The organism is Burkholderia sp. SIMBA_062, assembly GCF_046534765.1.
In the GTDB taxonomy this organism is placed as follows: domain Bacteria; phylum Pseudomonadota; class Gammaproteobacteria; order Burkholderiales; family Burkholderiaceae; genus Burkholderia; species Burkholderia ambifaria.
On the sequence record NZ_JAWRYD010000016.1, the window covers coordinates 115,682 to 127,857 of the forward strand.

The following is a 12,176-nucleotide window of genomic DNA, read 5'->3' on the forward strand; positions in this document are numbered from 1 at the left end:
TTGAAGCCGGCGGGAACTCAGGCCGGCACGCCGACCGTCTCCTTCAGCACTTCCTCGAGGATCACGAGCGCTTCGTCGAACACGGCCTGGGGAATCGTCAGCGGGAACAGGAAGCGCACGACGTTCGAGTACACGCCGCACACGAGCAGCAGCAGCCCGCGCTCGAGCGCACGCGCCTGCACGCGCTTCGTGAAGTCGGCGTCCGGCTCGCCCGAACCCGGCTTCAGGAACTCGACCGCGATCATCGCGCCCGGGCCGCGCACGTCGGCGATCTGCGGCACGTCGGCCTGCAGCGAATTCAGCTTCGCCTTCAGCACGTCGCCGAGTTGCGTCGCACGTTCGCACAGCTGCTCTTCGTCGATGATCTCGAGCACCGCGTGCGCCGATGCGACCGCCAGCGGGTTGCCCGCGTAGGTGCCGCCGAGGCCGCCGGGAGCCGCCGCGTCCATCACGTCGGCACGGCCGACGACGCCCGACAGCGGCATGCCGCCCGCGAGGCTCTTCGCCATCGTGATCAGGTCGGCCAGCACGTCGTAGTGCTGCATCGCGAACAGCTTGCCGGTGCGGGCGAAGCCCGTTTGCACTTCGTCGGCGATCAGCAGGATGCCGTGTTCGTTACAGATCTTGCGCAGCGCGCGCACGAACTCGGTCGGTGCCGGGTTGAAGCCGCCTTCGCCCTGGACTGGTTCGAAGATGATCGCGGCGACGCGCTTCGGATCGATGTCGGCCTTGAACAGCATCTCGATCGCCTTGATCGAGTCGGCCGTCGTCACGCCGTGCAGCGCGTTCGGGTACGGGGCGTGGAACACGTCGCCCGGGAACGGGCCGAAGTTCAGCTTGTACGGGGCGACCTTGCCGGTCAGCGCCATGCCCATCATCGTGCGGCCGTGGAAGCCGCCCGAGAATGCGATGACACCCGGACGGCCGGTCGCGGCGCGTGCAATCTTGATCGCGTTTTCGACGGCTTCGGCGCCGGTCGTGAAGAAGGCGGTCTTTTTCGGGAAGTCGCCCGGCGCGCGTTCGTTGATCTTCTCGGCCAGCTCGACGTACGACGCGTACGGGACGATCTGGTAAGCGGTGTGCGTGAAGCTGTTCAGTTGCTCCGCGATCGCCTTGACGATCTTCGGGTGGCGATGGCCCGTGTTCAGCACCGCGATGCCGGCGGCGAAATCGATGAAGCGGCGGCCTTCGACATCCCACAGCTCCGCATTCTCGGCGCGGGCTGCGTAGAAATCACACATCACGCCGACGCCGCGCGGGGTGGCGGCGTTCTTGCGGGCCTGCAGGTCGGCATTCTTCACGGTCATCTCCTTGATGTTCTGTCCGGTGGGATAAAAATCGGCCGCGTTGGCAGCCCATGGAGCCGACTATAATCACATTTGGCTCTGACAATCAGAGCCATTTCAATAAATAATCAGGAGCCAATCATGCGCGCAAGCGTGTTGTCGGACTGGCTGGCGCAGCGCCTCGTGCGCGGCGGCGAACAGCCGATCTACCGACAGCTGCATCGGCTGCTGCAGCAGGCGATCCTGTCGCGCGAACTGCCGGCCGGCACGCGCGTGCCGTCGTCGCGGCTGCTCGCGGCCGAGCTCGGGATCGCCCGCAACACGGTCACGCAGGTTTACGAACAGCTTGCGCTCGAAGGCTATGTGAACTCGGCGACGGGCCGCGGCACGTTCGTCGCCGACAGCGCGCCGGACGAGATCGTCGGCGCACCGCCCGACGCGGCCGCCGGCCCGGCGGTGGCGCCATCGTCCGCGCGGCGGCTGTCCGTGCGCGGCACGCGGCTCGTCGAAGGCGCGGGCGTGTCGAAGCGCCAGGGCGGCGCGTTCATGCCGGGCGTGCCCGATGTGTCGCGCTTTCCGGCGCGCGTGTGGACGCGGCTGCACAACAAGTACTGGCGGCGCCTGCGCCCGGACCTGCTGACCTACGCGCCGGGCGGCGGGCTCGCGCTGTTGCGCGAGGCGCTGGCCGACTACCTGCGCACGTCGCGCTCGGTGCGCTGCACGCCCGAACAGATCGTGATCACGACCGGCATCCACCAGTCGATCGATCTCGCGGTGCGGCTCCTGACCGATCCGGGCGACGTCATCTGGACCGAGGATCCGTGCTACTGGGGCGTGCGCAGCGTGCTGAACGTGTCGGGGCTGACCACGCGGCCGATTCCGGTCGACGATGAGGGCATCGCGCCGTCGGCCGCCGATCTGGCCGAGCCGCCGAAGCTGATGCTCGTCACGCCGTCGCACCAGTATCCGCTCGGGATGGTGATGAGCCTCGCGCGGCGGCGAATGCTGCTCGAATACGCGCGCCAGCACGGCTGCTGGATCATCGAGGACGACTACGACAGCGAATTCCGCTACGGCAGCCGCCCGCTCGCGTCGCTGCAGGGGCTCGATACGGCCGGGCAGGTGATCTACGTCGGCAGTTTCGGCAAGACGCTGTTCCCGGGGCTGCGGGTCGGCTATCTGGTCGCGCCGGAGCCGCTCGCGGAAAGCTTCGCGACCGCGAGCGCCGAGCTGTACCGCGAGGGTCAGCTGCTGCAGCAGGCAGTGCTCGCCGAGTTCATCGCGGAAGGGCACTTCGTGTCGCATATCCGCAAGATGCGTACGTTGTACGGGCAGCGCCGCGAGGTGCTGCTCGATGCGGTCGCGCGCCGCTACGGCGATACGCTGCACGCACTCGGCAGCGACGCCGGGCTGCATCTCGTCACCCAATTGCCCGAACGCGTCGACGATCGCGCGGTCGCGCAGGCCGCGCTCGAACGCAATATCGTCGTGCGGCCGCTGTCCGGTTACTACGCGGATCGCGCGCGCGCCGCATCGGGGTTGCTGCTCGGCTATGCGTGCGTGCCGGAGGACGAGATCGCGACGGCGTTCGCGACGCTCGCGGAGGCGATCGACGAGCGGGCGTTCGGGAAGTCGGCGGTGGCCGCTTGAAGGGCGTGTCACCCGAATCATCGCATCGCGATGGCGCCGATGATCGATCCGATGCGAGGCAAGCCACTGCCTTCTTCATGCCTGCAGGAAGGCTTAAGGTCGCTTCTCGCGGGGCGTAGCGCAAACGTCGAAGGCATACTTGACAGCGTGTCGCAGCGCGGCGCACAGCACGAGGCGGATGAAGAGGTGATCCATGAACGAAGACAGGGGGCGGGAGCGGCGGGCGTCGTGAATTATGTGGGTATCGGGCGCGCTCGCGCGGAATTGTCGATAATGGAACGTTGTTATTCACCGGATGCCGACGATGACCGAAGCCACCCTTACCCCGCCCGCCGTTCCGCGCCTCACGAGCCTGTCGCACGGCGGCGGCTGCGGCTGCAAGATCGCGCCGGGCGTGCTGTCCGAGCTGCTGAAGCGGGCGACGCCGCCGGCGCTGTTTCCGGATCTGCTGGTCGGCACAGAGACCTCCGACGACGCGGCCGTCTACCGGCTGAACGACGAGCAGGCGATCGTCGCGACGACCGACTTCTTCATGCCGATCGTCGACGATCCGTTCGACTTCGGCCGCATCGCGGCGACCAACGCGCTGTCGGACGTCTACGCGATGGGCGGCAAGCCGATTCTCGCGCTCGCGCTGGTCGGGATGCCGATCAACGTGCTGCCGCACGAGACGATCGCGGCGATCCTGCGCGGTGGTGAATCGGTGTGCGCGGAGGCCGGCATTCCGGTCGCGGGCGGCCATTCGATCGATTCGGTCGAGCCGATCTACGGGCTCGCGGCGATCGGCGTCGTGCATCCGTCGCGCGTGAAGCGCAACGCGGCCGCGCGCGCGGGCGACGTGCTCGTGCTCGGCAAGCCGCTCGGCGTCGGCGTGCTGTCGGCCGCGCTGAAGAAGAACCAGCTCGATGCCGCGGGCTACGCGCAGATGGTCGCGACGACCACCAAGCTGAACCGGCCGGGCGCCGAGCTCGCCGCGCTGCCGGGCGTGCATGCGCTGACCGACGTCACGGGCTTCGGGCTGCTCGGCCACACGCTCGAGCTCGCCCGGGGCGCGAACCTCACCGCACGTGTGCATTACGCGTCACTGCCGTGGCTCGCGGGCGTCGAGGCGTTCGTCGCCGACGGCGTGTTCACCGGTGCGTCGGGCCGCAACTGGGCCGCGTACGGCACCGATGTGCGGCTCGCCGACGGGCTGCCGCCCGTCGCGCAGGCGCTGCTGACCGATCCGCAGACGTCGGGCGGGCTGCTGGTCGCGTGTGCGCCGGAAGCGGTCGACGACGTGCTCGCATGCTTGCGCGCCGACGGTTTCGACCGCGCGGCCGTGATCGGCGAGATGGTGGACGGGCCTTCGCGCGTCGACGTTGCCTGACGCCGCATTCACACAGCGGATCATTTTGACGCGGTTAGAATCGATGCCTTCCGTCGAAGGCATCGAGGACCAGTGAATGATTTCCTGTTCGGGCTGACGATCGCGTTGTCGGTCGGGCCCGTTGCGCTGCTTGGCGTGGCGGTTGTGCGAGCACGGCCGGCGTGTCGATAGACCGCATAGTATTCCTGATCTTCTTTCGTGCAGCGGACACTGATTGCTGCGCAATTGCGCGCGAATTCCGGCGATGCCGTCATGCGTTGCATGCGCATCGAACGGACACCGCAACACCGCCCGCCGTTTCGTAGTCGGGTTCCGCATCGCGCAGGCGCGTTCTATACTCCCTCGCGCAGTCTCCGACAGCCGTTCTCACCCAACATCCCCGAAACAAGGAACGCCGATGCTGACTCGCTCCATCCTTTCCGCCGCCGCATTCTCGCTCGCGGCCTGTGCGACCGCGCCGTCAATCGCGCAGGACAACCAGGGCAACCACGCGGACAACGCTGCATTCGCCGAGACCGGTGCACAGGGCCGCCCGGTCAAGGTCATGATCATCACCATGTTCGGTCCGGAGGGCCAGGCGTGGCTCGACCGTATCGGCCCGTGGCGCGACATCGCCGTGCCGGGCCTGTCGCCCGACTATCCGAACGTCCACTGCAACAAGCAGGACGTGTGCGTGGTCACGACCGGCATGGGCTATGCGAACGCGTCGGCGACGATCATGGCGCTCACGTTCTCGCAACGCTTCGACCTGCGCCGCACGTATTTCCTGATCTCGGGCATCGCGGGCGTCGACCCCGCGCAAGGCACGGTCGGCTCCGCCGCATGGTCGAAATACCTGGTGGATTTCAGCCTGCAGTGGGAGCTCGATGCGCGCGAGATTCCGGCCGGCTGGAACACGGGCTTTCTCGGCATCAACACGAAGAGTCCCAACGACAAGCCGCCGCTCGACTACCGCACCGAAGTGTTCCAGCTCAACCCGCAGCTGACCGATGCCGCGTATGCGCTGTCGCGCAACGTCGTGCTCGCCGACAGCGCGCAGGCTCAGGCCGCGCGCGCGAAGTTCACGTATGCGCCGGCGAACCGGCCGCCGACGGTGATCCAGTGCGACACGTCATCGGGCAACACGTGGTTCTCGGGCACGCTGATCGGCGAGCGCGCGCGCCAGTGGACGAAGATCCTGACCGACGGCAAGGGCACCTACTGCATGACCGCACAGGAAGACAACGCCACGTATGAAGCGCTCAAGCGCGCGGCGAGCGTGAAGCGGGTCGACCTGTCGCGCGTCGCGGTGCTGCGCACGGGTTCCGACTTCGACCGGCCGTATGCGGGGCAGACGAGCGCGGACAACCTGCTGAACTACGCGGACCAGGGCGGCTTCGCCCCGGCAACCGAGAACCTGTATCGCGCGGGCAATCCGCTCGTCCAGGATGTCGTCACGCACTGGGGCGAGTGGCGTGACGGCGTGCCGCGCCGTTGACGGCAGTACGACGGCACCAGCGAGACGTCGACGTGGCGGTCAGTGCGACGACTGCGGCGCCGAACGGAACGGCGTCCAGACCGGCGTGGTGTCGTCCCAATGATCGAGCGGCGAAGGAAGTTGATCGTTCATTACAGGCTCCTGCAACTAACTAACTAACTGACTGACTCATCGCATGTTCGACAGCGATGTCACGACGCCGCGCACCGGATCATCCGCTGCGCGGCGTTGCACGTTTACCGGCCCCCGCCTGCGAGCTGGTTGCTTTCCGGCATCGAGCGATACGGGCCTTGCGCGAGTTCGAGCCCTTGCGGATACGAATTCGCCTTGCGCAGCCAGGCCAGCGTGCCGTCGCGGCGCGCCTGCACGACCTCCGCGCTGACTTCGGCGCGGGTGCGCGGACCATTGTCGTGTTGCGTGTACGACGACGCGTTGCCGTAGTCGCCGGCGTGCGGGGTGTTCGTATCGGCGAAGGCCGGTGCGGACACGGCGAGTGCGAGGGCGACGGCGGAGAGAAGGTGGCGGCGGTTCATGACGTAACTCCTGTGTTGGTCGGAGTTGGCGCGCGAGCGCTTGCTCCGGTCCCGTCAAACGGGGCTGTTCGATGCGCAACGAGGTGCGCGACAGGGTTTACTCTAGGTGTCTGCCCGGCTGCGATAAATGGCACTGCCGCGAATTGAATTGTCGCCAGCGCGGAACAATCGCATTCCACACGACCGTCAGGGCCGCGAACCGCGCCGCACCCCCGTGCCGCAAGGGCGACGGCGGCGCGACGCGTATCCCGCGTTGGCTGATGCGATTGTCGTCGCCGGCGCAACGGTCTCTTCTGCGCCGTGGATCGAATGGCTCGCGCGTCAGACCGCTTCGATCCGGTAGCCGAGCGTGTAGACCGCACTGAGACGCACGCCGTTCGACGGCTGAAGCGCGAGTTTCGTGCGCAATCGGTAGATGTGCGTGTCGAGGCTGCGGGACGCGCCGGCCATGTCGCGTCCCCATAGCGAACGGATCAGCGCTTCGCGCGGCATGATGCGGCCGAAATGGCGAAACAGCAGGACGGCGAGGTCGAATTCGCGCGGCGTCAGCTTGATCGGAATGCCGTTCACCCGTATCTCACGCGCGTTTGTATCGATCCGGTAGACGCCGATGTCCAGCACGTCCTGCTGGATATCGCCGCCCTGATAAGCCCGGCGCAGCAATGCGTTGATGCGCGCCAGCAATTCGAAATAATTGATCGGCTTGATCATGTAGTCGTCGGCGCCCGCATTGATTGCGGAAAAAAGCTCGTTTTCGTGCGCGCGGATCGTCAGAAACAGGATCGGCAGCGTGCCGCCGATCCGTTCGCGTGCCCATTTGAGCACTTCGAAGCCGGACAGCCCCGGTACCTCCCAGTCCAGGATCAGCAGATCGACGACCGCGCGTTCGAGATGGCGGATCGCCTGATGGCCGTTGCGGACGGAATGCACTCGGTGTCCCGCCGCTCCCAGTATCGAATTGATGAGTTCGACGTAAGTCGTGTCGTCCTCGAGATATAGAACGTGCATGGTGGGCGCACCTATTTGTCGCGTGTGGTGGGATCGAGCCGAACGCAACGCGGATAAGCGGAATTCGCGCCCGGCGTGGGGCCGGATGTCGGCCGGCGATCCGCGGCGCATGTTCGCATGGCTCGTATTCGTGAAATTGTCAACGATTCTGAACGCAACAGGAATGAGTCTGGAAGCTTCGGATTGAGTGTCGTAGCATTTTAGTAATGCAGATCAACAAGATTTTTTGGTAAGCGATTCGGGGAGGAAGGTGATGCTGGTATACAAGTCGTTCATGGAAAAGAAGGCGCTGCTCGAGGAGCAACTGGTTCGGGAGCGGCTCGCGATTTCGGCCATGGTGTTGCTCGAAATCCGACACTGCATCGAGGAATTCGGATTTGCCGTCAAGGACGTGTTTCCGGCCCAGGCCGGTGCTTCGGGGAAGAGGCGACGGGTGAAATACTTCAACCCGGAAACGGGGCAGGCATGGTCGGGAGTGGGCCGGGAACCGGCATGGTTGCGCGGTCAGGATCGAGACCGGTTTCTGATCGATCCGGAATCGCATGAACAACCTGAAGATGAGGAATCCTGATCATGAAGTCGATGAAAAATCGTCGAATTGCCAACGAGGGGGCCCACGCCGCCGCGTGCCGTTTCGAGGCGGCGGCGGGTCGGTGGCGATTGGACGCCCGGGGGCGGGGACTGGCCACCCGGCCGGGACAACCCGGGCGAAAATGGAATCGGTTCCTATCGAGATTACACTTTAATTGTGTCAGTTCTTGTGGCGGGGCCCCGAACTGCCGCTTGCGGCGTACAGGCGGGGCGCTTACATGAGCGGGGACGTGAATCGGCCGGACGGCGTGGGCGGCGTGCCCGAGCGCATTTGCGTCGGCGTGGGCGTGACGCCCGAGATCATCGAAGTCTGCGCTTCGTCGCTGCAGCTCGTCTTCGGCTACCGGAACGAGACGTTCGGCATCGAATCGTTGGCCGACGCGATTGCCGAGTGGTCGCCGGCGCTCGTGGTGGTGGAATCGGCCGGTGGCTACGAGTGCGAAGCGGCGTGCGCGCTGCAGGCAGCACGCTTGCCCGTGGCGGTCGTTCACCTGCATCAGGCCCGCGCGTTCACCGCACGATCGCTCGACTTGCCGCTCGACGGGAAAGGGGCGCATGCGCGAGTGATGACGGAACTGGCGTGCATGCTCGACGACGCGTCGTCGAGCGTCCGGTTTGCCGAGCCGCTTGCCGACCCGCAACTCCAGCACGTCCAGGCGCTGGTGCAGCGCCGGCGGCAACTCGCGCGCACGCTGATGGCGGAATACCAGCTTCTGGCTCAATCCCACTCGAGCGTACGCGGCGGGATCGAGCAGACGATTGCGTTCCTGAGCAACCAGATCGGCGTGGTCGAACGTCACTGTGGACGGCAGGTGCGCGAGCAACGCGTCGGCGCGGCGCGGGCGCTCGCGCGGGCGGTGAGGCGCTCCGGCCGCGCCGCGCGCTCGTCAGGCCGGTGAGCGCGCGGATGAAGCGTCACGGGGCGCGCGCAGCGCTTGCCTGTTACGCGACCCACTCGTTGATGACCGGCGTATCGAGCACCGGCGCGCGCTCGGCCTCCTCGAACGTGCGCTTGCTGCACGTCGCGTCGAGGCTGCCCTTGCCGCTCAGCAGCGGGCAGCGGTCGAACACTTCGGCGATCCAGTCGACGAACACGCGCACCTTCGGCGACAGGTGCCGGCTGTGCGGATACACGACCGAGATCGGCATCGGCAGCGGCTTCAGGCCGGGCAGCACTTCCTTGAGCCGGCCGTCGCGCAGGTGCGGCAGCACCATGAACAGCGGCGGCTGGATCAGCCCGAAGCCTTCGAGCCCGCATGTCACGTACGCGTCGGCGTCGTTGACCGACACGATCGCGTTCATCTTGACCTCGACTTCCTTGCCGTCGGTCAGGAACGTCCAGTCGATCGTGCGGCCCGTGCGGCTCGAGAAGTAATTGACGGCCTTGTGATCGCTCAGGTCCTCGATCGTCTGCGGTTCGCCGTACTTCTCCAGATACGCGGGCGCCGCGACCGAAACGCATTCGAACAGGCCGACGCGACGCGCGACGAGCGACGAGTCCTGCAGCGCACCGACGCGGATCACGCAGTCGACGCCTTCCTGCAGCAAGTCGACCGGCCGGTCGGACAGGCCCAGTTGCAGGTCGATGTCCGGATAGCGCGTATGGAATTCGCACAGTGACGGGATCACGAGCAGCCGCCCAATCGAGCCCGGCATGTCGATACGCAACTTTCCGTGCGGTTTTCGGTTGTTGGCCTGGAAGCTCGCTTCGGTTTCCTCGACGTCGGCGAGGATCCGCACGCACCTTTCGTAGTACGCGGCGCCGTCCGGCGTGAGCGAAAGCCGGCGCGTGGTCCGGTGCATCAGGCGCACGCCGAGGAAAGCTTCCAGATTCTGGATGATCGTCGTGACGGACGCCCGCGGCAAGCCGAGCGTTTCTGCTGCCTTGGTGAAGCTGCTTGTATCGACGACGCGAGTAAACACCTGCATGGCCTGAAGCCGGTCCATCACAACCTCCGCAATCTAATTTGCCGCCGGAACAACAAGGCTGCGCTACCTCACGGGTAAACGCAGCCTAGGATTGTTCGGGGGTGTTGAATTGTGTTGCCGGATTATAGGCATTTATCCCAATGTCTGCCGGACCCAGAATTCGTTCCATCTCGAAATGGATCCTGCATCGTCATGGACGCTTCTGAATTCAGCAAATTCCTGAAAGCCGCATTGCCCGCCGAAGCCAGAGCTGGCGCGGCGCTGACGGTCGCGGAGGTGGAAATTCCCGGCTACGCGCAGGACATCGCGCTGCGCCTCTATCGGCGCGCGGACAAGACCGGACTGCCGGTAGTGCTTTACTTCCACGGCGGCGGTTTCGTGCGCGGCTCGCTCGACGATGCCGACTTCGCCGCGCGCTTTTTAGCAGAACGCTTACCGGCTCTCGTAGTGTCGGTCGATTATTCGCTCGCGCCGGCCTTTCCCTTTCCGGCCGCGCCGGAAGATGCGTATCGCGCCGCCGTGTGGGCCGCGACGCGCGCCCGCGCGTTCGGCGGCAATCCGAAGAAGATCGGCGTCGCGGGCCACGACGCGGGCGGCCAGCTCGCGAACTGTCTCGCGTTCATCGCGCGCGATCGCGGCGAAGTGTCGATCGCCGCGCAGGCGCTGTTCGGGCCGATGCTCGACCCGAGCATGACGCGCATCGGCGACGCCGAACGCCTGTCGTCCGACATCACCGCGCGCGAATGCGCGGCCTGTTATCGCGCTTATCTGCCGCAGGCGGCGCAGCGCATGCACCCGTATGCGGCGCCGATCGAATCGGTGCGCCTCGCGGGCCTGCCGCCGACGCTCGTCGTCACCGCGCAAAACGACGTGCTGCACGTCGAAGCGGAGAAATATGCGGGCTGCCTGATTTCATCGGGCGTGCTCACGCAGGTGATCCGCTACCCGGACGTCACGCACGCGGCGCTCGCGACGCACGAAGCCGCGCTCGAGGAAGCCGTGCGCTTCTTCCAGTGCCGCTTCCAGGCGCGCCAGCCGAACCGTTCCGAATAACCAGACCAATCCACGCTTACTGGAGATCCACATGGCCATCCTACGCACCTCCCGTTCCCGAATCGCCACCGCGGCGATCGTGACGCTCGCCGTCGTCGGCCTCGGCACGTTCGGCGCGATGCGCGTGAGCGCGAACGCGCCCGAAAAGGCGGCGGCGCCGCTGCCCGAAGTCGACGTCGCGACCGTCGTGCCGCAGACCGTCACCGACTGGCAGAGCTATTCGGGCCGCCTCGAGGCGGTCGAGAAAGTCGACGTGCGCCCGCAGGTGTCGGGCACGATCGTCGCGGTGAACTTCAAGGACGGCGCGCTCGTGAAGAAAGGCGACGTGCTGTTCGTGATCGATCCGCGTCCGTACCAGGCCGAAGTCGACCGTGCCGCGGCACAGCTCGCCGGCGCGCAGGCACGCAACGGCTACGCGCAGAGCGACTGGCAGCGCGCGCAGCGGCTGATCGGCGACAACGCGATCGCCAAGCGCGACTACGACGAGAAGCAGAACGCCGCGCGCGAGGCGAGCGCGAACCTGAAGGCTGCCGAAGCCGCGCTGGAAACGGCGCGCATCAACCTCGGCTATACGCGGATCACGGCGCCGGTCGCGGGCCGCGTGTCGCGCGCGGAAATCACGCTCGGCAACGTCGTGTCGGCCGGCGCAGCGGCCGCCCCGCTGACGACGCTGGTGTCGGTGTCGCCGATCTACGCATCGTTCGACGCGGACGAGCAGACCTACCTGCAATACATCAACGGCGCGCGCAGCGGCCGCAAGGTGCCGGTCGAGCTCGGTCTCGCGAACGAAACCGGCTACTCGCGCAGCGGCGAGATCGATTCGGTCGACAACCGGCTCGACACGTCGTCCGGGACGATCCGCGTGCGCGCACGCTTCGACAATGCGGACGGCGCACTCGTGCCGGGCCTTTACGCGCGCGTGAAGGTGGGCGGCAGCGCGCCGCATCAGGCGCTGCTCGTCGACGACGCGGCGATCAACACGGACCAGGACAAGAAGTTCGTGTTCGTCGTCGACCAGCAGGGCCGCGTGTCGTATCGCGAAGTGCAGCAGGGGATGCAGCACGGCAATCGTCGCGTCATCGTGAGCGGACTTTCCGCCGGCGACCGCGTGGTCGTGAACGGCACGCAGCGTGTACGACCCGGCGAGCAGGTGAAGGCGCACATGGTCCCGATGACGGGCGGCGATGCGCCGTCCGCGCCGCTCGCGAGCACCGCGAAGCCGGCCGCACCGGCGAAGGCGGATTCGTAAGCGGCCCGCCGCTTCGCTTCCGCGTTCAACC

General features: G+C 66.5%; 11 protein-coding genes. 7 read left to right on the forward strand and 4 right to left on the reverse strand.

Annotated features, from left to right (window positions below; all coding sequences use genetic code 11):
* Window positions 1-17 precede the first annotated feature (17 nt).
* The gene (locus SB786_RS19210; protein WP_410728828.1) at window positions 18-1,307 is read right to left on the reverse strand and encodes a 4-aminobutyrate--2-oxoglutarate transaminase; all 1,290 of its coding nucleotides are present in this window, start codon (window positions 1,305-1,307) and stop codon (window positions 18-20) included.
* Window positions 1,308-1,427: 120 nt separating this feature from the next.
* On the opposite strand from SB786_RS19210, the gene SB786_RS19215 reads away from it, so the two are divergent.
* From SB786_RS19215 to SB786_RS19225, 3 genes are all read left to right on the forward strand, one after another.
* Window positions 1,428-2,936: a PLP-dependent aminotransferase family protein gene (locus SB786_RS19215; protein WP_410728829.1), complete on the forward strand. Its 1,509-nt coding sequence runs from the start codon at window positions 1,428-1,430 to the stop codon at window positions 2,934-2,936.
* Window positions 2,937-3,240: 304 nt separating this feature from the next.
* Window positions 3,241-4,305, forward strand: a complete 1,065-nt coding sequence (gene selD / locus SB786_RS19220) for a selenide, water dikinase SelD (protein WP_410728830.1) — start codon at window positions 3,241-3,243, stop codon at window positions 4,303-4,305.
* Between the two features lie 397 nt (window positions 4,306-4,702).
* Window positions 4,703-5,782, forward strand: a complete 1,080-nt coding sequence (locus tag SB786_RS19225; protein ID WP_410728831.1) for a purine-nucleoside phosphorylase — start codon at window positions 4,703-4,705, stop codon at window positions 5,780-5,782.
* A 236-nt stretch (window positions 5,783-6,018) separates the two neighbouring features.
* On the opposite strand, the gene SB786_RS19230 is transcribed toward SB786_RS19225, so the two are convergent.
* Both SB786_RS19230 and SB786_RS19235 read right to left on the reverse strand, forming a co-directional pair.
* A complete protein-coding gene (locus SB786_RS19230; RefSeq protein WP_410728832.1) occupies window positions 6,019-6,315 on the reverse strand; it encodes a DUF4148 domain-containing protein in 297 nt (98 codons plus the stop codon).
* A 321-nt stretch (window positions 6,316-6,636) separates the two neighbouring features.
* Window positions 6,637-7,323: a response regulator transcription factor gene (locus SB786_RS19235; protein ID WP_410728833.1), complete on the reverse strand. Its 687-nt coding sequence runs from the start codon at window positions 7,321-7,323 to the stop codon at window positions 6,637-6,639.
* Window positions 7,324-7,576: 253 nt separating this feature from the next.
* Here SB786_RS19235 and SB786_RS19240 point away from each other — a divergent pair, with 253 nt between their 5' ends.
* Together SB786_RS19240 and SB786_RS19245 are read left to right on the forward strand one after the other, a co-directional pair.
* Complete coding sequence (locus tag SB786_RS19240) at window positions 7,577-7,894, forward strand: H-NS family nucleoid-associated regulatory protein (protein WP_410728834.1); 318 nt, start codon at window positions 7,577-7,579, stop codon at window positions 7,892-7,894.
* 268 nt (window positions 7,895-8,162) lie between these two features.
* The gene (locus SB786_RS19245; RefSeq protein ID WP_410728835.1) at window positions 8,163-8,813 is read left to right on the forward strand and encodes a hypothetical protein; all 651 of its coding nucleotides are present in this window, start codon (window positions 8,163-8,165) and stop codon (window positions 8,811-8,813) included.
* Between the two features lie 43 nt (window positions 8,814-8,856).
* On the opposite strand, the gene ceoR is transcribed toward SB786_RS19245, so the two are convergent.
* Window positions 8,857-9,861, reverse strand: a complete 1,005-nt coding sequence (gene ceoR / locus SB786_RS19250; RefSeq protein WP_006750356.1) for a putative multidrug efflux transcriptional regulator CeoR — start codon at window positions 9,859-9,861, stop codon at window positions 8,857-8,859.
* A 174-nt stretch (window positions 9,862-10,035) separates the two neighbouring features.
* Between ceoR and SB786_RS19255 the strand changes: the two genes are divergently transcribed.
* Together SB786_RS19255 and ceoA are read left to right on the forward strand one after the other, a co-directional pair.
* Complete coding sequence (locus tag SB786_RS19255) at window positions 10,036-10,896, forward strand: alpha/beta hydrolase (protein WP_006756393.1); 861 nt, start codon at window positions 10,036-10,038, stop codon at window positions 10,894-10,896.
* Between the two features lie 31 nt (window positions 10,897-10,927).
* A complete protein-coding gene (gene ceoA, locus SB786_RS19260) occupies window positions 10,928-12,145 on the forward strand; it encodes a multidrug efflux RND transporter periplasmic adaptor subunit CeoA (RefSeq protein WP_410728836.1) in 1,218 nt (405 codons plus the stop codon).
* Window positions 12,146-12,176: the final 31 nt, after the last annotated feature.